Origin of the sequence: Streptomyces sp. NPDC020747, assembly GCF_044334695.1 — a bacterium.
GTDB lineage: Bacteria > Actinomycetota > Actinomycetes > Streptomycetales > Streptomycetaceae > Streptomyces.
Genome location: NZ_JBIRTJ010000003.1, coordinates 465,907 through 487,283, shown reverse-complemented (window position 1 = coordinate 487,283; position 21,377 = coordinate 465,907). Strand labels below are relative to the sequence as shown.

The 21,377-nt window shown below is 72.7% G+C and carries 16 protein-coding genes and 1 pseudogene; 14 read left to right on the top strand and 3 right to left on the bottom strand.

The window, feature by feature from the left end; translation table 11 throughout:
- The 10 genes and pseudogenes from ACH4YP_RS11350 (at position 1) to ACH4YP_RS11305 (ending at position 13,457) form a co-directional block, all read left to right on the top strand.
- Positions 1-927: an NAD-dependent epimerase/dehydratase family protein gene (locus ACH4YP_RS11350; protein WP_398490365.1), complete on the top strand. Its 927-nt coding sequence runs from the start codon at positions 1-3 to the stop codon at positions 925-927.
- Complete coding sequence (locus ACH4YP_RS11345) at positions 924-2,888, top strand: FAD/NAD(P)-binding protein (protein ID WP_398490364.1); 1,965 nt, start codon at positions 924-926, stop codon at positions 2,886-2,888. Before ACH4YP_RS11350 ends, ACH4YP_RS11345 begins: the two co-directional genes overlap by 4 nt.
- A 5-nt stretch (positions 2,889-2,893) precedes the next feature.
- Entirely contained in the window at positions 2,894-4,366 is a 1,473-nt protein-coding gene (locus tag ACH4YP_RS11340; RefSeq protein WP_398490363.1) for an adenylosuccinate lyase family protein, read from the top strand.
- The gene (locus tag ACH4YP_RS11335) at positions 4,363-5,952 is read left to right on the top strand and encodes an MFS transporter (protein ID WP_398490361.1); all 1,590 of its coding nucleotides are present in this window, start codon (positions 4,363-4,365) and stop codon (positions 5,950-5,952) included. The genes ACH4YP_RS11340 and ACH4YP_RS11335 overlap by 4 nt, the downstream gene beginning before the upstream one ends.
- A pseudogene (locus tag ACH4YP_RS11330) lies at positions 5,949-6,041 on the top strand (beta-ketoacyl-ACP reductase); the annotation flags it as partial. The gene ACH4YP_RS11335 and the pseudogene ACH4YP_RS11330, both read left to right, overlap by 4 nt.
- A 138-nt stretch (positions 6,042-6,179) precedes the next feature.
- Positions 6,180-6,755 carry a hypothetical protein gene (locus tag ACH4YP_RS11325; protein WP_398490561.1) on the top strand — a complete coding sequence of 192 codons (576 nt, stop codon included), beginning with the start codon at positions 6,180-6,182 and terminating at the stop codon, positions 6,753-6,755.
- The gene (locus tag ACH4YP_RS11320) at positions 6,752-8,212 is read left to right on the top strand and encodes a PP2C family protein-serine/threonine phosphatase (RefSeq protein WP_398490359.1); all 1,461 of its coding nucleotides are present in this window, start codon (positions 6,752-6,754) and stop codon (positions 8,210-8,212) included. The genes ACH4YP_RS11325 and ACH4YP_RS11320 overlap by 4 nt, the downstream gene beginning before the upstream one ends.
- Before the next feature lie 254 nt (positions 8,213-8,466).
- On the top strand, positions 8,467-9,036 hold the full coding sequence (locus ACH4YP_RS11315; protein ID WP_398490357.1) for a GNAT family N-acetyltransferase: 570 nt from the start codon (positions 8,467-8,469) through the stop codon (positions 9,034-9,036).
- An 84-nt stretch (positions 9,037-9,120) separates the two neighbouring features.
- Positions 9,121-12,207: a beta-N-acetylglucosaminidase domain-containing protein gene (locus ACH4YP_RS11310; protein WP_398490355.1), complete on the top strand. Its 3,087-nt coding sequence runs from the start codon at positions 9,121-9,123 to the stop codon at positions 12,205-12,207.
- Positions 12,208-12,821: 614 nt separating this feature from the next.
- Positions 12,822-13,457, top strand: a complete 636-nt coding sequence (locus tag ACH4YP_RS11305) for a hypothetical protein (protein WP_361066917.1) — start codon at positions 12,822-12,824, stop codon at positions 13,455-13,457.
- A 45-nt stretch (positions 13,458-13,502) separates the two neighbouring features.
- On the opposite strand, the gene ACH4YP_RS11300 is transcribed toward ACH4YP_RS11305, so the two are convergent.
- Positions 13,503-13,913, bottom strand: coding sequence for a DUF5994 family protein (locus ACH4YP_RS11300; RefSeq protein WP_361066920.1), 411 nt, complete (start codon positions 13,911-13,913; stop codon positions 13,503-13,505).
- Positions 13,914-14,688: 775 nt separating this feature from the next.
- Between ACH4YP_RS11300 and ACH4YP_RS11295 the strand changes: the two genes are divergently transcribed.
- The 3 genes from ACH4YP_RS11295 (at position 14,689) to ACH4YP_RS11285 (ending at position 16,773) form a co-directional block, all read left to right on the top strand.
- Complete coding sequence (locus ACH4YP_RS11295; RefSeq protein ID WP_398490352.1) at positions 14,689-15,072, top strand: STAS domain-containing protein; 384 nt, start codon at positions 14,689-14,691, stop codon at positions 15,070-15,072.
- Between the two features lie 79 nt (positions 15,073-15,151).
- Complete coding sequence (locus tag ACH4YP_RS11290; protein WP_398490350.1) at positions 15,152-15,973, top strand: ANTAR domain-containing protein; 822 nt, start codon at positions 15,152-15,154, stop codon at positions 15,971-15,973.
- The gene (locus ACH4YP_RS11285) at positions 15,970-16,773 is read left to right on the top strand and encodes a GAF domain-containing protein (protein ID WP_398490348.1); all 804 of its coding nucleotides are present in this window, start codon (positions 15,970-15,972) and stop codon (positions 16,771-16,773) included. The genes ACH4YP_RS11290 and ACH4YP_RS11285 overlap by 4 nt, the downstream gene beginning before the upstream one ends.
- A 196-nt stretch (positions 16,774-16,969) precedes the next feature.
- On the opposite strand, the gene ACH4YP_RS11280 is transcribed toward ACH4YP_RS11285, so the two are convergent.
- Together ACH4YP_RS11280 and ACH4YP_RS11275 are read right to left on the bottom strand one after the other, a co-directional pair.
- Entirely contained in the window at positions 16,970-17,992 is a 1,023-nt protein-coding gene (locus tag ACH4YP_RS11280) for a hemolysin family protein (RefSeq protein ID WP_398490545.1), read from the bottom strand.
- 5 nt (positions 17,993-17,997) lie between these two features.
- Positions 17,998-19,380 (bottom strand): hemolysin family protein, encoded by a 1,383-nt coding sequence (locus ACH4YP_RS11275; RefSeq protein WP_398490346.1) that lies wholly within the window; start codon positions 19,378-19,380, stop codon positions 17,998-18,000.
- Between the two features lie 447 nt (positions 19,381-19,827).
- On the opposite strand from ACH4YP_RS11275, the gene ACH4YP_RS11270 reads away from it, so the two are divergent.
- Complete coding sequence (locus tag ACH4YP_RS11270) at positions 19,828-21,321, top strand: alpha/beta hydrolase (protein WP_361066934.1); 1,494 nt, start codon at positions 19,828-19,830, stop codon at positions 21,319-21,321.
- Positions 21,322-21,377: the final 56 nt, after the last annotated feature.

The window sequence follows — 21,377 nt, the reverse complement described above, 5'->3', positions numbered from 1 at the left end:
GTGCGCGTACTTGTCGCCGGGGCCACAGGTGTGATCGGACATCCGCTGGTGGGCGCGCTGCGGGCGCGGGGCCATGAGGTGAGCGCGCTGGTACGGGAGGAGTCCCGGGCCCGGGCTCCGGAGGCGGACGCGGTCGTGGTCGCCGACGCCCTGGACCGGGAAGGCATGCTGTCCGCGGTGTCGGCCACCCGGCCCGAGGTGGTCGTCCACCAGCTGACGGCGTTGCGGTTGCTGCCCACCGACCCCGTTGAGGCCTTCGCGCTGACCGCGCGGCTGCGGACCGAGGGGACCGCCAATCTCGTCGCGGCGGCCCGTGCGGCCGGCGCCCGGCGGCTGGTCGCGCAGTCCGTCGCCTTCGCCGCCGCCCCGGCCGGGGACCCGGTCCTCGACGAGGACGCGCCGCTGTACGTGGATGCCCCGGACGCCGGTTGGGCCGCCACCGTACGGGCCGTCGCCGAGCTGGAACGGCAGGTCCTGGACGGCGGCCCCGACCTCGCGGGCGTGGTGCTGCGGTACGGCACCCTGTACGGGCCCGGGACCGGGTACGCCCGTATCGGCGGGACCGGTCAACGGGTGTTGGCCGGGAGGTTCCCGCTGCCCGGGGACGGGGCCGGGATCACCTCGTTCGTGCATGTGGTGGACGCGGTGGGGGCGGCCGTGGCGGCGGTCGAGTCGGCTGCCACCGGCGTCTTCCACGTGACCGACGACGATCCGGCCCCGGCCGCGCAGTGGCTGCCGCATTTCGCCCGCACGCTGGGCGGCCCGCCCCCGCGGACGATTCCGGCGGCACTCGCTCCCCGGCTCCTCGGCTGGTTCATGACCCACCAGCTCACCGCGGCGCGGGGCGCGGCGAACGACCGGGCCCGTACGGAACTGGGCTGGAAGCCGCTGCGGCCGAGCTGGCGCGACGGGCTGGGCCGGGAGTGACCGGGCCCGGTGACGCCCTCACCGTGTGCGTGATCGGTGCCGGTCCGCGCGGCCTCTCGGTCCTGGAGCGGATCTGCGCCAACGCGGACGCGGAAGCAGAAGCGGAGGCGGAGGCGGAGGCGGAATCTGAGGCGGAGGCGGACATGGCCGCCCGGCCGGACGCGGGCCGGGCCGTCGCGCCGGCCCGGCCGGTCACCGTCCACCTCGTCGACCCGTACCCGCCCGGCGCGGGCGCGGTGTGGCGTACCGACCAGCCGGGCGAGCTGCTGATGAACACGGTCGCCTCCCAGGTGACCCTGTTCACCGACGACAGCGTGGCCTGTGCGGGGCCGTCGGTGCCGGGGCCGAGCCTGTACGAGTGGGCGCGCGCGATCGGCGGCGAAGGGGAGCCCTCGGCCGAGGCGTACCCGGACCGGGTCCTGGAGGAGGCGCGGCGGCTCGGCCCGGACACCTATCCGACCCGGGCCTTCCACGGCCACTACCTGGAGTGGGTCTTCCGGCATCTCTTACGCACCGCCCCTCCCGGGGTGACCGTCCACACGCACCGGACGACCGCGGTCGCGCTGGCGGACACCCCGGACGGGCGGCAGACGGTGACCCTGGCAGGTGGTGATCAACTGGCCGGGCTGGACTCGGTGGTGCTGGCGCTCGGCCACGGTGACCTGACGCCGAGCCCGGAGGAGCGTGCGCTGGGCTCGTTCGCCGAACGGAACGGCTCGCTCTACGTACGGCCCGCCAACCCTGCCGACGCCGACCTGAGCCGGATCGCACCGGGCACGCCGGTCGCCCTGCGCGGCCTGGGGCTGAACTTCTTCGACTGCGTGGCGCTGCTCACCGAGGGCCGCGGCGGCACGTTCAAGGAGAGCCAGTCCGGCCTGGTGTACCTGCCGAGCGGCAACGAGCCCGTGCTGTACGCCGGTTCGCGGCGCGGGGTGCCGTACCACGCACGCGGCGAGAACGAGAAGGGCGCGCTCGGCCGCCACCACCCCCGCTTTCTGACCCCGGAGGTCATCGCCGGGCTGCGGCGGCGCGCGAACGACGGGCACCCCGTCTCCTTCCGCGACGACATCTGGCCGCTGATCGACCGCGAGGTGCGGACCGTCCACGACGAGGCATGGACCGACCGGTACGGGGTGCCGCCCGCCGAGCCGTGGGACTGGCGGCGGATCGAACGGCCCTATGGAGAACGGGACTTCACCGGCCGTGACGACTTCCGGCACTGGCTCCTTGAGTATCTGCGGCGGGATGTCGCCGAGGCCCGGCTGGGCAATGTGACCGGACCGGTGAAGGCCGCGCTGGACGCCCTGCGGGACCTGCGCAACGAGATACGGCTCGTCGTCGACCACGGTGGGGTGTCCGGCACGTCGTACCGGGCCGAACTGGACGGCTGGTACACGCCGTTGAACGCCTACACGTCGATCGGCCCGCCCGCCTTCCGCATCGAGCAGCTGATCGCGCTGATCGAGGCCGAGGTGGTGCACGTACTCGGCCCGGGGATGCGCGTACGGCCCTCCGCGCGCGACGGCGGTTTCCTCGTGGACGCGGAGCAGGTGCCCGAGCCCCCGGTGCCGGTCCGCGCACTCGTCGAGGCGCGGCTGCCCGTCGTCGATGTGCGGCGGAGCGCCGATCCCCTGTTACGGGGGCTGCTGGCGGCCGGTGACTGCGCCCCGTACCGGCTGGGCGGCCGGGAGACGGGTGGGCTCGCGGTGACGAGGAATCCGCCCCGGCTGGTCGACGCGGCGGGCCGGGCACACCCGCGGCGGTTCGCCTTCGGGGTGCCGACGGAGGGGGTGCGCTGGGTGACGGCGGTCGGCATCCGGCCGGGCGTCGGCTCGGTGACGCTGGAGGACTCGGACGCGATCGCGCGGGCGGCGCTGATGCTGCCGGAGGCCGAAGTACCGCCACTCCCACGGGATGTGACGATACGTCAAATATCAGGCGAAGAAGGTCGAGAAGCGTGAAGGTGATGTCCGTGGGTACCGACGCCGGCCTGCTCGCCCCCACCTGGGCGGGTACGCCCGCGGCGGCCGAGGTGACCGACGAGGCGTGGCTGCAGGCCATGCTGGACGCCGAAGTGGCCCTGGCCCGGGCCCAGTTCGCGGTCGGACTGACACCCGCCGCCGCGGTGGAGGCGATCGCCTCGGTGGCCCGCGCGGACCGGCTGGACCTGGTCGCCCTGGCCCACGCGGCCCGGGCCGCGGCCAACCCGGTGGTCGCGCTGGTGACGGCGTTCACCGAGGTGGTCGCCGCCAAGGACACGGCCGCCGCCGAGTACGTACACCGGGGGTCGACCAGCCAGGACATCCTCGACTCGGCGGCCATGCTGGTCGCCCGCCGGGTGCTCGGTCTGATCGCCGCCGACCTGGAACGCACCGGCGCAGCCCTGGCCGCGCTGGCCGACACCCACCGCCACACCGTGCTCGCCGGTCGCACCCTGGCCCAGCACGCGGTGCCCACCACCTTCGGTCTCAAGGCGGCGGGCTGGCTCCAGTTGGTCGGCGACGCCCTGGTCCGGGTGCGGGCGGTCGCCTCCGCGCTCCCGGCCCAGCTCGGGGGAGCGGCCGGGACGCTCGCCGCGTACCGCGAGTACGCCCTGCTGGACCGCGGGGAGGACGGGAACCCAGCAGGTGGCGAGGGCGGGGACGGGAGCGAAGGCCGGAACCCGGTCGGCATCGGCGGCGAGGGCGGAGTCGAGTTGCTCCGCCCGTTCGCCGAGGCGCTGGGGCTGGCCGAGCCGGTGCTGCCCTGGCACACCGTGCGCACGCCCGTCGCGGAGGTGGGGGCGGTGCTCCAGCTGGTCACCGGCGCGCTCGGCAAGTTCGCGCTCGACGTGCAGACGCTGTCCCGTACCGAGATCGGTGAGGTGTCCGAGCCCGCGGCGGCCGGGCGCGGGGCCTCCTCGGCGATGCCGCAGAAGCGCAACCCCGCGCTCGCCACGCTGATCGTGTCGGCCGCCCGTCAGGTGCCCGCCCATGCCCTCGTACTGGCCCAGTGTCTGCTGGCCGAGGACGAGCGGCCCGCCGGGGCGTGGCACGCCGAATGGCAGCCGCTGCGGGAGGCGTTGCGGCTGGCGGGCGGGGCCGCGCACACCGCCGTCGAGCTCGCCGAGGGGCTGGTCGTCCACCCGGAGCGGATGCTGGCCAACCTCGAACTGACCGGGGGCGCGCTCGTCACCGAGCGGCTGACGGTGGTGCTGGCCCCGGCGCTCGGCAAGGTGCGCGCGAAGAAGCTGCTGACCGCCGCGTCGGCCGAGGCGGCCGACACCGGGCGCCCCCTCGCCGAGGTGCTGGCCCAACACCCCGAACTCTCGGCCCAGTTCACCCCTGCACGGCTGTCGAACCTGCTCGACCCGGCCCACTACACGGGCGCGGCCGACGCATTGGTCGACCGGGCGCTGCGCAGCTACGCGGATCTCGACGACAGGGGAGGCAGCCGATGACCGCCGTGAACCGGGTGGAGGAGAAGGGAGTCGTCCCGTCCCGGTCCTGGCCGGTCCTCCTCGTCGTGGTCTGCGCCCAGATGCTGATCTGGCTGGACACCTCGGTCCTCAACGTCGCCGTCACCACGCTCGCCGACCCGGTCGACGGCCTGGGCGCGACCCCCGCCGAGCTGGAGTGGGTGGCGAGCGCCTACACCCTGGTCTTCGCCGGCACGCTCTTCGCGGGCGGCGCGCTGGCCGACCGTTTCGGCCCCCGGAACACGCTCCTCGCCGGGCTCGCGCTGTTCGGCGCGGCCTCCGGCGCGGGCGCCTTCGCGACCAGTCCCGCGTGGCTGATCGTGGCGCGGGCCGCCATGGGTGCGGGCAGCGCGCTGCTGATGCCCGCGACCCTGTCGGTCATCGTGCAGAGCACCCCGGAGGAGAAACGCACCCGGGCGATCGCGATCTGGAGCTCCTCCAGCGGCCTCGGGGTGGCCGTCGGCCCGGTCGTGGGCGGGGCGCTGCTCAGCCACTTCTGGTGGGGCTCGGTGTTCCTGGTCAACGTGCCGATCGTGGCCCTGTGCATGGCCGGAGTGGTCGCCGTCGTACCGGAGTTGAAGGGTCCCCGGCGCAGGGTGCTCGATCTGCCGGGTCTCGCCCTGTCGGTGCTCGGTCTCGGCGGAGTGGTCTACGGGATCATCGAACTCGGCAACGGACGGACCTGGTACGGCCCACACGTACTCCTCCCCCTCCTCCTGGGCTGCGCGTTCCTCGCCCTCTTCGTGGCCGGGCAGCGCAGTTCGCCCGCCCCCAGCCTGGACCTACGGCTCTTCCGGCAGCCCGGGTTCACGGCCGGGAGCGTGGTGCTGCTGATCGCGTTCATGGCGCTGGCCGGGCATCTCTTCTACGCGGCCTTCTACTTGCAGGGGCCGCGCGGGCTCTCCCCCGCCGACGCCGGAACGGTCATGATCGCCGCGGCCGTCGGCATCGTCCTCGGCAGTCAGGCGTCCCCCGCGCTGAGCCGGCTGCTCTCGGCCCGGTGGACGGTCGCGGCGGGGGTCCTGGCCACGGCTGCCACGTACGTCGGCTATCTGTGGTTCGACGGACGGACCCCGATCCTGACCGTCGCCGCGCTGCTGTGGGTGCAGGGGTTCGGGATGGGCCTGGTCGGTACGCCGGTCACGGCCGTGATGATGAGCGGGGTGCCGCCGCGTCTCGCGGGCGCCGGATCGGCCGTCAACAGCGTCACCCGGCAGGTGGGCGGGACGCTCGGGGTGGCGATGACCGGTTCGATCCTCTCCGGGGTGTACCGGGAGCGGATGGCGGACGCCGAACTCCCGGGCGGGGAGCGTGGGTTGACGCCGGAAGCCGAGGAACAGGCCCGCACCTCCGCCGAGGCGGCCCGCTCACTGGCCGGTTCACTCCGGCTGCCGGAACTGGCGGCCACCGCCGACCGCGCCTTCCTCGACGCCATGTACGCGGCCACGTTCTGGACCGCCGTACTGGCCCTCGTCGGCTTCGCCGTGGCCGTCGTGGGACTGCGGACACGGAACAGACCGACCACGCGGCGTCGAAGGCGGGTCCGGTCGGTCTCGCCCGGTCGCTGACCCACGAACTCGGGCCCCGGGACATCACCTGCAACGTGGTCGCGCCCGGTCCGACCGAGACGGACACGAGCCGCGCGCTCACCGAGGAGCAGCGCGGGAACCTGCCGCGGCAGACCCCGGCCGGCCGCCTCGCCCGCCCGGAGAAGAGGGCTGGTTCACCACGGAGCCGACCCCCCACGAGATCCCGCTGTTCTCCCACACCCACCACCGGCCGCTGGGACGTCCTGGTGATCCCTCCGGAGTCCGGCGCCTCCGCGACCGCCACGGAACTCATCACCGCGGAACACGCCGTGCACGGCGCCCCGGCGACCGACGGGGCACGGGCTGCCGCGGAAGCCCGGGAGGACGACGGGATCGGCCCTCCGCCGGTGCCACTGGTGCCGCTGATTCCGCTGATGCCGCTGATTCCGCTGGTCGAAGAGGACGCGCTCGCCCGGCCCGGTCACCCGGCCCGGTCACCCGTTCATCCGGTCACCCGGTCACCCGGTCACAGGGCGGTGACCGACAGGACCGGCGCCTTGGTGGCCAGTGTGCTGCTGATCCTGACCATCGTGGCGACCCGCCTGATCCAGCCCGCCGACCGGGCACGCCGACAGTCACCGCCGACGCTCGTCGCGCGCTCCGCAGAGGTGCGCCCCCGCCGCCGCCGGGGCCCACGACACCAGGGCTCCAGCAGGGGTGCCGGGCCGATGCGGCGCACCATGGCCGAATCGCACGCCTGCGCGCCTGACGTCAGTGCGCAGGGGCCCGTTCCGGGACCGGGTCGCACGGAGCCGGGGGAGGGAGTAGACATGGTGGCATGAGCGACAGTGATGCGCCTGGTGGGAGAGAGAGCCCGGGCATCAGGACGGACTCGGACGCCGCTGCGGAAGCGGAAGCGCAAACCGCGGCGGACCTCGATCCAGAGTCCCCCCAGCCCAGCTCAAGCTCCCCCTCCCCCTCCCCCTCCCCCTCCCCCGCGTCCTCTCCCGAAGCCGACAGCGAGAGCGGCATCGGCATCGACATCGACATCGACTTCGGGAAGGTCTTCCAGGCCCTGCCCAGCCCGGTCATGCTGCTCGCGCCCGACCTGACGATCATCTCCGCGAACCGGGCCTATGTGCAGGTGTCGGGCCGTGGCCTGGAGGAGCTCGTCGGCCGGTTCATCTTCGACGTGTTTCCCGACAGCCCCTCCGAGGAGGCCACCGGCGCCCGGACCCTGCGTACGTCGCTCGAACGGCTGCTGGCCACCGGCGAGCGGGACACCATGGCCCTGCAGAAGTACGACGTCGAGGTGCCCGACCGGCCCGGCGTGTTCGAGGAGCGTTACTGGAGCACGGTCAACATCCCGGTCCTCGACGCGGACGGACGGGTGTCGCTCATCGCCCACCGCGTCGAGGAGGTCACGGCCCTGGTCCGTGCCCGCCAGGCCGCCGCCCGGAAGCCGGGCACCCAGCGCGCCTCCCCCACCACGCTCAGTCAGGAGGACGCGATGACCGCCGACCTCCTGACCCGCTCCCAGGAACTGCAGGAACTCAACGAGGAGCTGCGCAAGGCGCACGCCCGCACGCACGAGGTCGCCGTCACGCTGCAGCGGGCCATGCTGCCCGGCACCGCGCTGCCGCGGCACGACTTCGCCGCCGTCCGCTACCAGCCCGCGGCCAGTTTCCTCAACGTCTGCGGCGACTGGTACGACCTGATCGACCTCGACGAGGACCGGCTGGCCGCGGCGGTCGGCGACGTCGTCGGGCACGGCCTGGAGGCGGCCGGTGTCATGGGCCAGCTGCGCAGCGCCCTGAGCGCCACGATCCGCGCGACCGGCCGGCCCGCGGACGCGCTCACGACCCTCGCGCAGCACGCGCAGACCGTCGAGGGCGCGCTCGCCACGACAGCCGTCCAGGCCGTGATCGACCGGGCCGCCCACACGGTCACGTACAGCTGCGCCGGCCACCCGCCCCCGCTCCTGGCCCACCCCGACGGAACGGTCGACCTCCTGGACACGGCCACCGACCCGCCCCTGGCGGCCTGCGACGACACCATCCTCCGCACCCAGGCGACGGTGTCCTACACCCCCGGCGCCACCCTCGTCCTCTACACCGACGGCCTCATCGAACGCCGCGGCGAAGACATCGACCACGGCCTCCACCGCCTCACCCACAGCCTCAAACACCACCACACCCTGCCCCCCGAGCCCCTCGCGGACGCCATCCTCACCGACCTGGTCCCCGCCCCACGCCGAGGCCCGGACGACGACACGGCACTGGTGGTGATCCGACTGTGACCTGTTCCGACCCGGTCCACCGGCCCACACGACATGCTCAAGCGGCCAAGCGGACATTCGAGAAGCGGTACGCCGTGACTTTGACGCTCGCCTCCACGGCTTGAACCACCTGACCGGCGGGGTCCCCTCACTCGGACCCCTCACTCGCGCCCCTCGGGCAATAATCGAGGAATGGCACTGAAGCCTTCTCGGTAAAGCACGGTTCGAGACTGTTCGGCCTGGACTCCCGGTGCCTGCTCTTGATCCAATGGTGGATGACATCCTTCTGGACAGGCACCCGGATACGGCTGCGTGGGATCGAGCCCGAGGACTGGACCGGGTTCATGCGGCTCGCCGTGGATGAGGAGCGGTTGGGGGATGCGGTGCGGCCGCCCCGTTCCGGCGAGGGGTATCGCGCCTGGGCGAAGGAGCAGGCCGCGGTCGAGCCCGATGGTGACTGTTTCCGGCTGGTGATCGAGGCTCTCGACACCGGGGAGATGGTCGGTGCCGTCTCCTCCAACGACGCCGATCCGCAGGCGGGACGGTTCGAGTACGGCATCACGGTCGGCGCCGATCACCGGCGCAAGGGCTACGCGGCGGAAGCCGTGGTGATGCTGCTGCGGTTCATGTTCGCCGAGCGGCGCCACCACAAGTGCGAAGCGCGGGTCCTCGCCTACAACCAGGGGTCGTTGGCGCTCCATCGTCGGCTCGGTTTCGTGGAGGAGGGGCGGCTCCGCGATCATGTGTTCCTCGCCGGCCGGCACCACGATCTCGTCCTCCTGGGCATCCTCGCCGAGGAGTTCGCCCAACTGCACCCGCCGACCGAGCCGCCCATCGGCACCTAGGCCACGCGGTCTTGCCCTCGGTGAATCCATCCACCACCATTTTCGCCGATGGATAAAATAGTGAACCGGAAGCGGAGATCCAGGATGGTCACGGTCGGGCTTCTCGCCGGCCTGGCCCTGGGCGTGCTGGGCGTCCCTCCAGCCGCCCCCGCCATCGCAGCCGAGCGCGCCGACTCCAGCGCCCATCTCCCCCAAGTCTGGCCGAAGCCACAGGAGTTCAAGGCCGGTCGCGATTCCCGGCGTGTGCCCGAGCGCGTCGTCACAGTCGTCGGCCGTCGGACCGACCCCGCCGCGCGCAAGCTCGTCGAGAGGGTGCTGCGGGGCGCCGGGGCCCGGGCCATCCGGACCGTCGTGGCGGGTCGGGCCGTGCCGGACGCCGAGCTCACCGTCTACGTCGGTGGGCCCCGCGAAAACCCCGCCACCGCACACGTGTTGGAGCGGCTCGGGGCCGAGTCGCCCCGGGGACTGCCGGCCGGAGGGTACGCGGTTGCCGCCGGGCGGGGGCGGGTCGCGTTGTCCGGGGTGGACGTCACCGGCACGTACTACGCCGCGCAGACCTTCCGGCAGTTGGTCGGGGCGAGGAAAGCCGTTCCCGACGTCACCGTCCGCGACTGGCCCGCCGCCGCCCTCCGCGGGGTGGTCGAAGGGTTCTACGGGGCGCCCTGGTCGCAGCGGGACCGGCTGTCCCAGCTGGACTTCTACGGGCGTACCAAGCAGAACGTGTACGTCTACTCGCCCAAGGACGACCCGTATCTGCGGGCGAGGTGGCGGGACGAGTACCCCGCCGAACGCCTCGCGCAGCTCAAGGAGCTCGTCGACCGCGCCGCCGCGAACCACGTCCGCTTCACCTACGCCCTCTCGCCCGGCCTGTCCGTCTGCTACTCCTCGCCCGCCGACACGAAGGCACTCGTGGCGAAGTTCGAGTCGCTGTACGCCATCGGCGTGCGGTCGTTCGCCGTGCCGCTGGACGACATCAGTTACACCGACTGGAACTGCGCCGAGGACGAGGAGGCGTACGGCAGCGGGGGCGGCGCGGCGGGGAGCGCACAGGCCTCGCTGCTCAACTCGGTCGTCGGCCGCTTCGTCGAAGCCCATTCCGACGTCGCGCCGTTGGAGATGGTGCCGACCGAGTACTCCGACCTCGCCGACTCCCCGTACAAGACCGCCCTGCGGGAGAAGCTGGACCCGTCGGTCGTCGTCGAGTGGACCGGTGACGGTGTCATCGCGCCCACCATCAGTGCCGAACAGGCGCGCAGGGCAAGGGAGTTGTTCGGGCATCCGGTTCTGCTCTGGGACAACTACCCCGTCAACGACTACGCCACGAGCCGGCTGCTGCTCGGCCCGTACACGGGGCGGGAGGCGGGTGTGGCCGACGTCGTCACCGGTATCACCGCCAATCCCATGGTCCAGGCCGAGGCCAGCAAGCTCGCTCTCTTCACCTCCGCCGACTTCGCCTGGAACCCGGACGCGTACGACCCGAGGGCCTCCTTCCTCGCCTCGGTCGCCGATCTCGGCGGGCGCGCGGCCCCGGCCCTGCGGATCTTCGCCGAGAACAGCTACTCCTCCCGGCTGAGTCCAGTCGAATCGCCCACCCTCACCCCGCTCATCGACGCGTTCACGAAGGCGCTGGACAGCGGGGACGGGCTGTCGGCCGCCGCCCGGAAGCTCCGCGCCTACTTCACCGCCATGGCCGCCGCTCCCGGCGAACTCCGCGCCCGCCTCGGCAACTCCGGTTTCCTGGACGAGACTTCGCCCTGGCTGGACAAGCTCGGCGCCTACGGCACCGCCGGCGGCACGGCCGTACGGCTGATGGTCGCGCAGGCGGCCGGGGACGATGACGCCGTACGGACGCTCTACGGTCGACTCCAGGCCCAGCGCAAGGAGTTGGACGCAGTTCCGCAGCAGGTCGCGCCCGGTGTCATGGAGCAGTTCCTGTACGACGCCACGCTGCGGGCCGCTCCCGATCCCGGCCCGGACGCCTCCTTCCAGCCGTCGTCGCTGTCGCTGGCCCCGGGCGCGAGCGGCACGAGCACCCTCACCGTGGCCGACAGCCGTTCGACGGCCGACCGCACCGTCTCCTGGAGGATCGCGGCTCCCGACGGTCTCTCCGTCTCCCCGTCCTCGGGGTCCGTCACCGTTCCCGCGGGCGGCTCGGCAACCGCCACCGTGACCTTCACGGCGGCGAACGGGGCGGCGAGCGGGGTGCGGTCCGCCGTCGTCGGCGGGGACGGGCTCGTCGGCCGGGCCATTCCCGTACGGGTGACGGACGACGGCGGCAGCGAGCGCGCCCTGACCGCCAACTTCAGTGGGGCGTCGGTCAGTTCGGTCGATCTGGCGACCGGGGCGTCGGCCGAGATCGCCGTCGGCAGAAATCCCGGCGAGGTCGTCGTCAGCGCGGACGGACGGACCGCGTACGCCGCCAACCAGGGGTCCGACTCGGTCAGCGTCATCGACGTACCGACGGGCAAGGTGACCGCCACCATCGCGGTCGGCGACGTGCCCGCCGGACTCGCCCTCACCCCGGACGGGAAGACCCTCTGGGTCGCCGACTACTCCGACGACGCCGTCCAGCCCGTGGACCTCGCGACCGGCACGGCGGGCGCGAAGATCGCGGTGGGCGACGGTCCGGAGAACATGGCGATCACACCGGACGGGTCCACGCTGTACGTGGCGAACATCCACGACAGCACGGTCACACCCGTAACTCTCCCCGCGGGCAGGGCCGGTACGGCGATCCCCGTCGGGCCGAACCCCTTCAACGTCGTCGCGGCGCCCGACGGGAGGACCGTCTACGTGTCCAACTCCGGTGGTTCCACGGTCACTCCGATCGACACCGCCACCGACGACGCCCGCCCCACGCTCCTCGTGAACGGACAGCAGGCGTACGGTCTCGCCCTCTCCCCGGACGGACGCACCCTGTGGGTCAGCGCGAGCACGGGCGACAAGGTCACCCCCGTCGACACGGTCACCGGCGCCCCCGGCAGCCCGGTCACCGTCGGCAGGTCCGCGTTCGACGTCGCCCTCGACTGGAACGGGAGCACGGCGTACGTCACGACCGCCGACGCCGGTGAACTCGTGCCGGTCACGACGGCGAGCGGCACGGTCGGCACCGCCCTCGGAACGGGCGCGTATCCGCTGGCCGCGGTGGTGACCCCGGTACCGGTCGGTTAGTCGGGACCCGGAGCGCGGGGGAGGGCGGCATCGGGAAGGTGTCCTCGCCGTCCTCCTCGTACGCCCGCCCTCCGCCCGTCAGGCGTGGTGTGGCGGTCGCCGCCGGTGGTGTACCGGCGGCGACCGCACCGCCCTGTCGCGCCACCCCCCGGTCGGCGAGTCGCAGGGCATGGGATCCCTCATGGGTCGCCGCGGCACGCGGGAGTGCGCCGTGGCGGGAGCCGAAAGGGACACGTGGTCAAGGGCCCGGCCGCGAAGGAGCGGCGGGGATACGGAAGTTGCCTCGGCGGTGGAGACCGCCGCCTCGTCCTGACGCCCGGGGTCAGGGGGCGGATGCGCCCGGGGACAAGGGGCGCGCGAGAAGCCGGTGAACGCGGCTTCGATGCTGTGACGGCTCCCGAAAGAGCCTCACTCCTCACTGGGCTCCGAGCCTAGGCCCGGCGGCCTGTTCTGGATAGCCCCCCGTGCGTACGGCCCGTACGCCCCCTACGAGCGCTGCCACCTGCGTGCCGGGCGGTACCCGGCTGATCCCGACGCCCCGTTTACCCCGGCGGCTCCTGCTGTGATGATGCCGAATCGGGGGATGACCGTCCCGCGGCCTGGGGAGGACCCGTATGACCGAGGTGTACTTGCGCAGGCTGTCCCGGTGGCAGGCCGAGCAGCAGCGGGCAGGCGTCGCTGACCTGCACGTCTCGGCCTACCGGGGGGCCGCGGGGGCCGAATACCGCGACCGTCAGGGCTTCCTGGACCGGTTCGAGCACCATGTGCAGCAGATCGGCTTCGACATGGTGGTCGCCGACGCGGGCGGGCTGGCCGGCTGCGCGTACGGGTTCCAGGTGGAGCGGACCGGCGAGTGGTGGTCGGACTTCCGTGGCGAACTGCCCACGGACATCGAGGAACTCACCGCCTCGGGCCGTACCTTCCTGCTCGCCGAGCTCATGGTGCTGCCGGCCCACCGCCGGCTCGGCGTCGCGACCCTCCTGAGCGAACGGCTGCTGGCCCGGCTCGACGCCGATCTCGTCATCGCGGCCGTGGACCTGGAGGGACCCGACGACGAAGAAGGCTACGAAGGAAGCACCGGCGGAGAGGGCGGAGGGGCCGGTCACCGCGGGAGCGGTGGCAGCGGCGGCCGTCCGGTGAACGCCGCCCAGGAGACCGTGCGCGCCTGGGGCTGGTCGAAGCTGGGCGTCCTCGCCCCTCACTCCCCGTCCTACGGCCGCGAGGTGTGGATCCGCAGGCCGATTCGGTGATCCGCGGCGGTCCACGGTGATCCGCCGTGGTCCGCCGCGGTCCCGTCAGCGAGCCGGGCGCACGCCCGCCGCCGCGGCCGCCATCAGCGGCTCCGCGTCCGCCACGTCGACCTCCGGGGGTACGACCAGCAGGTCCCAGCGTCCCCGGCCCGGACTGACCAGGCAGACGGTGTGCCGGCCGTGCGCCCCGGAGGACCGGCTCAGCCGTACGACGTGGTTGGCGACGAGCATCCGGCCGGGCGAGGCCGCCCACATCGCCGTGTTCACGGTGACACCGGTGATCTGCCCCCACGTACGGGGCAGGGCGCCGATCAGCAGCGGGAGTTCGGCCAGCAGATCGCGCGAGTGGGGCCACCACGCCCCGTCGATACGGCGGGGCAGGGCGCTGTGCGGGGCCAGGCGGAGGCGGGCCAGGGGCTGGGAAGGCAGGGGTTCGAGGACGGGGACGGTGGTCATGGAGCGCTCCTGTCTGGGGCACGACTGCGGCGTGCCGGTGGTTCGTTCGCGGCGGACACGGCGGACCGCTCGACGGAACGGGCTCTCTTCTCCTGCGGCTCGGTCGAGCCGGGTGACAGGTGGCTCCTTGGCCTCGATGCCCCGGTGCCTTCGTGCTTCCCTGAGACGGCGAATCGGTGACTCGGTGGTTCGGTCACTCGGTGGTTCGGCGGCTCACTGAATCGGTGGCTCAGTGGTCCGGTGACTCAGTGGCTCGGTGGTTCAGCGGCTCAGTGGTTCGGTGACTCGCCGACGCGGAGCATGCGGTCAGGGTGGTGGTGCCGTCCCGGCGCCGGGACTCGACCGGCGGACGTGAACGACTTCAACCGGCCATGGGGCGGACCCTGTCCCGGGCACTGATCGGCCCGGCGTCGGCGTGCGCCGAGGACGAGACCGACTCGAACACCGGTGTACGACATGCCCTCGGTTCCCCCACCGTACCTTGACCCCAGGCAAACGAGGCTGCCGAGACCGTACGGTTTGCGAGGTACCGGACCCCGTCAACTTCCGCGCGGACCTGGCCGCTTCGGCACCGAGCCGTCGGTAACCGGTCGGGTACCGGCCAAGTTCGGCCTCTTCGAGAGCCCACCCGACGGATACCGGAAGAGGCTCAACGGGCGCAGCCTTTCCGGCAGTACGCTCGCCGTACGGCAGCCCGTGTCCCCGGCCCTCACCGTGTAGTCCCGTTCCGCGCAACTGAGGCTCTGCGCCCGGAGGACCAGAGGAGATGGGGCACATGGGCCCGTATCCCAGCCTGTTCGACGAGTGCCGTGTGGTCGGGGCGAGTGGCGAGCTGGACCTGTCGACCGCCCCGGGTTTCACCCGTGACCTGGAGGACGTGCGCCGCGGCACCGGACGCCTCTTCCTCATCGTCGACCTGAGCGGTCTGACGTTCATGGACGGCAGCGCCCTGGACCCGCTGTGCGCGGCCTGGGACGACTGCCGGTCGCGGTGCGGCTGGACCCGGGTCGTCTACGCCCGCCCGTGCATAGGTCTGGTGTTCCGGGCCGCCGCGGTCGTGGAGCTCTTCCCCCGGTACGCGAGTGCCCAGGACGCCTGGCGGGGCGTGCCCGCCGACGGCCGGGACCAGTGGAGCGCGACGGCGGACCGGTCCGCGTAGGGTTACGAGGCCGGCCGGTCGGTGTCTCGCTTCGAGACTCCCGGCCGCGGCGGAACGGATACCGGTGATCAGCGACGGCATGGCCGACGTTCTCCGGTCGCTGCGCCTCGGCGGGCGCGGTGATCCGGCGCGGGCGTGCGCGCTGGCGCTGGGCGCCGAGGGCGTCGCGCTGTCGCTGCTCGTGGGCAACGGCCGCATGGCCGAGCCGCTCTGGTGCCACCCTGAGGTGAGCGCGCGTTTCGAGGAGCTCCAGTTCACGCTCGGCGAGGGCCCCGGCCCGGACGCGGTGCGCACCGGGTCACCCGTCATGGAGCCGGACCTGGACCGCGTACGCCCGGACCGGTGGCCCGCGCTGCTGCCGCCCGCACGGGATCTGGGCGTCCACGGGGTGTGCTGCTTCCCGCTGGGCATCGGGGCCATCCGGGTCGGCGTACTGACCGTGCTCTGCGACGGCGACCGCACGATGACAGTCCAGCAGGGCGCGGACGCGACGGCTCTGGCCGCCGCGCTGACCGGCGCGCTCCTGGACGGGGACAGGGACGGGCGAGGGCAGTGGCGCGAGAACGGGAACGGCGGCCCGGTCCTCGGCATGTTCCTGGACCGGCCGACGGGACTGCACCGCGCGGCGGTGCACCAGGCCACGGGAATGATCAGCGTCCAGCTCGGTGTGCCGATGGAGGAGGCCCTCCTGCGCCTGCGGGCCCGCGCCTACGGCAGCGAGCGCCCCCTCGGAGAGATCGCGGACGACGTGGTCGCCCGCAGAGTCCGCTTCAACGCCAACGACGACACCACCCATGACACCGACAACGACACCAGCAACGACGCCTCCGGCAACGGCTTCGGCGACGGCTCCGACGACGACATGAACGGGCCGTACTCGCCCGGCGACGGAAAGGGATGATCGGCATGGCTCGCGAACAACGTCTGGCCGAGATCTTCGTGGAGGTCGCGGACTCCCTCGTCGAGGACTTCGACGTCATCGACCTGCTGCAACGCCTGTCCACGCGCTGCGTCGAACTGCTGGACGTCTCGGCGGCGGGCATCCTGCTCGTGGACGCGCACGGCGAGCTGCAGATCATCGCCGCGTCGGACGAGCACGCCCGGCTGCTGGAGCTGTTCGCGCTCCAGCACGACCAGGGCCCGTGCGTGGAGTGCTACCGCACCGGCACGGCCCGTACGAACATCGACCTGACGCGGCCGGAGACGACGACGGCCTGGCCGCGCTTCGCCGGCCGGGCCCGCGAGACGGGTTACGTGACCACGCACGCGCTCCCGCTGCGCCTGCGCAACCGGGTCGTCGGCGCGCTCAACCTCTTCCAGAGCACACCGCACCGCCTCGGCGACGCCGACATCGCGCTCGCCCAGGCGCTCGCCGACGTGGCCACCATCGCGATCCTCCAGCAGCGCACGCTGGAGCAGTCGCACATCGAGAACAGCCAGCTGGCGACCGCGCTCACCAGCCGCATCCTGGTCGAACAGGTCAAGGGAGTACTGGCGGAGCGCTGGAACACCTCGGTGGACGACGCCTTCGCCGCGTTCCGCTCGTACGCGCGATCCCGTCAGTTGCGCCTCGCGGAACTCGCCGCGCGGATCATCGCGGGGGACTTCGACACCGCGGCCATTCCCGCCCCGGCAACGGCAACAGCAACGGCAACGGCTCCCGCACCCGCCCCCGCACCGCCGGAGAACCGCCCGGGATGACGGGACGACCTGGACGACGGGACAGCCGAACGGGTCGTCGGCCGACGCGGAAGCCCGCCTTGACCGTGTCGAACACCGGGCGGCGCGTGTCCCATTGGGCTTCGGGCGCCGAGAGGGAGAGGCCGTGCCCCGCGACCGGTCGGGCCCGGCCGGGGCCGGTCGGGGCCGGTCGGACCGCCGGCCGGGTCCTGTCGGATCAGACCCCCGCCGGGGTCGGCCCCACCAGTTCCGACAGCACGTCCTCCATCGTGACGAAGCCGAGGACCTTGCCCGACTCACCGGTGACCGCGGCCAGATGGCTGTCGTTGGCGCGCAGGGCGGTGAGGGTGTCGTCGAGCGGGGTGTCGATACGGACGCGCGTGACCGCGTGCAGCGCGGTACGCGGGAACGGCCGGTCCCGGTCGGTGACGCCGAGGGTGTCCTTGATGTGGAGGTACCCGAGGACCGTGCCGTCCTCGCCGGTCACCGGGAAGCGGGAGAAGCCGGCCTCGGCGGCGGCGCGCTCCAGCCGTGCCGGGGTGACGGTGTGTTCGACCGTACGCATCCGCTGGGCCGGCACGAGGATCTCGCCGACCGGGCGGGTGCCCAGCTCCAGGGCGTCGCGCAGCCGTTCGCCGTCCGCGGACGACAACAGCCCGGCCTGGCTGGAGTCGACGACCATGCGGGCGAGCTGGTCGTCGGTGAAGACCGACTCCACCTCGTCCCTGGCCTCGACCCGCAGCAGCTTCAGCAGGACGTTGGCGAAGGCGTTGATACCGAAGATCACCGGCTTCAGCGCCCGGGTGAGGGCCACCAGGGGCGGGCCGAGCAGCAGCGCGGCGGGCACCGGCGCGGCGAGCGCCAGGTTCTTCGGGATCATCTCGCCGATCAGCATGTGCAGATACGTCGCCACGGTGAGCGCGATCACGAAGGCGATCGGGTGGACGAAGGCGTCCGGGACACTGGCCGCCTCGAAGGCCGGCTCCAGCAGATGCGCGATGGCCGGTTCGGCGACCGCGCCCAGCACCAACGACGAGACGGTGATGCCCAGTTGGGCCGTCGCCATCATCGCGGAGATGCGCCTCAGGCCCCAAAGGGTCATCCGGGCCCGCTTGTTGCCCTCCTGGGCACGCGGTTCGATCTGGCTCCGGCGAACGGAGATCAGGGCGAACTCGGCGCCGACGAAGAACGCGTTGGTCACCAGCGTCAGGGCGCCGATGGCCAGTTGGAGGGTGGTCATCGTGCTCATCGGGACTCCTCCACGATCCGGCGGGCCGACTCGCGGACGGACCCGTGAACCGGGTGGGGAGCCGGCTCACGGACGGCGGCGGCCGGTTCGGTGATGCGGACGCGGTCGGCGCGGTGGTGCTCCACGTCGAGGACGTCGAGGCGCCAGCCGTCGAGGTCCAGCGCGTCGCCCTCGGCCGGGATCCGCGCGAGCCGCGTGGCGACCAGCCCTGCGACGGTCTCGTACGGACCCTCCGGCGCCCGCAGGCCTATCCCGGCGAGCTCGTCGATCCGTACGCCTCCGTCCGCCTCCCAGACCGCGCGGCCGTCCGGCGACGCGGGGGCGGGCAGCAGGTCGGGCACCTCGACGGGGTCGTGCTCGTCGCGCACCTCGCCGACGACCTCCTCGACGATGTCCTCGACCGTCGCCACGCCGGCCGTGCCGCCGTACTCGTCGATGACGACGGCCATGGTGCGGCTCGCCCGCATCCGCTCCAGGAGGCGGTCGGCGGGCAGGCTGTCGGGCACCAGCAGCGGGGCCGTGGCCAGCTCGGTGACGGGGGTGACGGCCCGCTTGTCCGGCTCCAGGGCCAGTACGTCACGGATGTGGACCGTGCCGACGACCTCGTCCAGGCTGTCGCGGTAGACCGGGAAGCGGGACAGGCCGGTCGCGTGGGTGAGGTTGGCGGCGTCGGCGGCCGTGGCGCGCGCCTCAAGGGCCCGTACGTCGACGCGCGGGGTCATCACGTTCTCCGCGGTCAGCTCGCTCAGGTGCAGTGTGCGGACGAAGAGCTCCGCCGAGTCCGGTTCAAGGGCGCCCTGGGCGGCCGAGTGCTGGGCCAGCGCGACGAGTTCCTCGGGGCCGCGGGCGGAGGCCAGCTCCTCGGCGGGCTCCAGGCCCATGCGGCGCACGAAACGGTTCGCGGTGTCGTTGAGGTGGTGGATGAACGGGCCGAACGCGGCCGTGAACCCGCGCTGTGGGCCCGCGACCACCTTGGCGACCGCCAGCGGGCGCGAGATCGCCCAGTTCTTCGGCACCAGCTCGCCGATCACCATCAGGACGACGGTGGAGACGACCACACCGAGCACGGTCGCCACGGTCGAGGCGGCGCCGCCCAGGCCGGCCGATTCCAGCGGTCCCTTCAGCAGCGCGGCGAGCGACGGCTCGGCGAGCATGCCGATCACCAGCGAGGTGACGGTGATGCCCAGCTGGGCCCCGGACAGCTGGAGGGTCAGCCGCCGTACGGCCTTCAGCGCGCCGTCGGCGCCCCGCTCGCCCGCCTCGGCGGCCCGCTCCAGGTCACCGCGCTCGACGGTGGTGAGCGAGAACTCGGCCGCCACGAAGACGGCACAGGCGAGCGTGAGCAGCAGGGCGAGCAGGAGCAGCAGGATCTCGGTCACCGTGCCACCCCCGCCCCGTCACACATATGTCTCGGGCCGGGAATGGCACGGCTGGTACTGGGAGGTTCACCCATCGCGGAACCTTCGCTCCTTCTCGCACTCAAGGTCGTATGACGTGCCCTGACCGGACACGTCCCACCCAGTGTAAAGGAATCGCAAAGTAGCTTCTCGGGAGAGCCGGGGCGCAGCGGTACGCCGCCCGCAGGAGTCGATGCGCGTCGGATGCGACCATGCGGCGAACGCCAGGGAGCCGGGCCGTCCGGAACAGCGCAACGCCACCGCGTGGGCCGACCGGGCGACACGATCCGGGCCGCCCTGGAACGCCGTTTCCGGAGTTCCGCGACTGCTGACCGCCGGGGGTCCGAGGGACCACTTCCGGTAAACCCCCCTGCGCATAGGCCTGTTGGCGCCATGTGACGAACGGTCAGGATTCGCGAGGCTCTTCCCATGACGAAGACCAGACGAAACGCGGCACTGCTCGCCGCCTCCGCCACCGTCCTGAGCCTTGCCGCACCCCTCGCCGCGACGGCCTCGACGCCCGCTTCCTCCTCCTCTCCCCAGCCCCTCGCATGGGCGAAGTGCGAGGGGAGCGGGCTCGACCCCCGGCAGGAGTGCGCGACCGTCCAGGTGCCGATGGACTACTCCGAACCGGACGGCAGGAAGATCGGCATCGCCGTCTCCCGCATCCCGAGCGAGAAGCCCGCCGCACGCCGTGGGGCCCTGCTGCTGATACCCGGCGGACCGGGCGGGTCCAGTCTCGACAGCCCTTCGGGGAAAGGCCAGAAGCTCCCCCAGGACGTGCGGGACGCGTACGACCTGATCGGGTTCGACCCGCGAGGACTCGGCCGCTCCGCGCCGGTCGGCTGCGGTCTCGAAACCGGCGACCTGGCCCTGTCGAAACTCCGGCCGTGGCCCGCCCCGGACGGGTCGGTCACCGAGAACATGGTCACCGCCCGGCGCATGTCCGACGCCTGCACACGCAACGGCGGCGAACTGATCCGTCACCTCAGCACCGCCAACAACGCCCGCGACATCGACCGCGTCCGGGCGGCCCTCGGCGAGCGGAAGCTCTCCGCCTGGGGCACCTCGTACGGGACGTACGTCGGCGCGGTCTACAGCCAGCTGTTCCCCCACCGCACCGACCGCATCGTGCTCGACAGCAACGACGACCCGGACCCCACGAAGGTCTCACGCGCCTGGCTCGCCGGGCACGAGCAGGGGGTCGAGGACGTCTTCCCCGAGTTCGCCAAGTGGGCCTCGGCTCCCGGGAATCCGTACCGCCTGGCCGACACGGCGGACGAGGTACGGCCGATGTTCCTGCGGCTCGCCGCGCACCTCGACCGGGAGCCGATCCCCTGGCCCGGCGCCAACCCGGCCGAGCTGAACGGCAACGTGCTGCGCCAGACCATGCTGGACGTGCTCTACGACCCCGACGACTTCCCGGAGCTCGCCGAGTTGATCCTGGCCGCGCGGAAGGGGAAGGTCCCGCCCGCACCGCAGTCACCGCCCGAGTCGGTCCTGCAGAACGTCGCCGGGGTCGGCGCCGGCACCCTCTGCAACGACGTGGCATGGCCGAAGTCGACCGCCGTGTACCAGAAGGGAGTCGACGAGAGCCGGGCCGCGTACCCGCTGACGGCCGGGATGCCGAGAAACGCCATGCTCTGCGCAGCCTGGCCGTACCGGCCGAAGGAGGCCCCGGTACGGATCACCGACCGCGGCCCGTCCACCATCCTCCTCGTCCAGAACGAGCGGGACGTGGCGACCCCGCTGCGCGGTGCCCTGAAGCTCCGTGCCGCCCTCGGCAAGCGGGCCACGATGGTGACCGTGAACGCCACGGGCCACAACTCCTACCTCAGCAACGGCAACGCGTGCGGGGACGCCACGGTCTCCCGCTTCCTGGCCACGGGGGAGCGGCCGGACGAGGACACCTACTGCGACTGAGGCCCCGACCGGGCGCCGACCGCTCAGCGTGTTCGGCCGCCCGGTTCGCCCTCGCC

Excerpts from the sequence above, each read along its gene's own strand:
- ACH4YP_RS11280 (WP_398490545.1), bottom strand. The coding sequence starts at position 17,992 with ATGACCACCCTCCAACTGGCCATCGGCGCCCTGACGCTGGTGACCAAC.
- ACH4YP_RS11300 (WP_361066920.1), bottom strand. The coding sequence starts at position 13,913 with ATGACCACCGTCCCCGTCCTCGAACCCCTGCCTTCCCAGCCCCTGGCC.
- ACH4YP_RS11340 (WP_398490363.1), top strand. The coding sequence starts at position 2,894 with ATGTCCGTGGGTACCGACGCCGGCCTGCTCGCCCCCACCTGGGCGGGT.
- ACH4YP_RS11310 (WP_398490355.1), top strand. The coding sequence starts at position 9,121 with ATGGTCACGGTCGGGCTTCTCGCCGGCCTGGCCCTGGGCGTGCTGGGC.
- ACH4YP_RS11270 (WP_361066934.1), top strand. The coding sequence starts at position 19,828 with ATGACGAAGACCAGACGAAACGCGGCACTGCTCGCCGCCTCCGCCACC.
- ACH4YP_RS11315 (WP_398490357.1), top strand. The coding sequence starts at position 8,467 with ATGACATCCTTCTGGACAGGCACCCGGATACGGCTGCGTGGGATCGAG.
- ACH4YP_RS11285 (WP_398490348.1), top strand. The coding sequence starts at position 15,970 with ATGATCGGCATGGCTCGCGAACAACGTCTGGCCGAGATCTTCGTGGAG.
- ACH4YP_RS11305 (WP_361066917.1), top strand. The coding sequence starts at position 12,822 with ATGACCGAGGTGTACTTGCGCAGGCTGTCCCGGTGGCAGGCCGAGCAG.
- ACH4YP_RS11290 (WP_398490350.1), top strand. The coding sequence starts at position 15,152 with ATGGCCGACGTTCTCCGGTCGCTGCGCCTCGGCGGGCGCGGTGATCCG.
- ACH4YP_RS11320 (WP_398490359.1), top strand. The coding sequence starts at position 6,752 with ATGAGCGACAGTGATGCGCCTGGTGGGAGAGAGAGCCCGGGCATCAGG.
- ACH4YP_RS11295 (WP_398490352.1), top strand. The coding sequence starts at position 14,689 with ATGGGCCCGTATCCCAGCCTGTTCGACGAGTGCCGTGTGGTCGGGGCG.
- ACH4YP_RS11335 (WP_398490361.1), top strand. The coding sequence starts at position 4,363 with ATGACCGCCGTGAACCGGGTGGAGGAGAAGGGAGTCGTCCCGTCCCGG.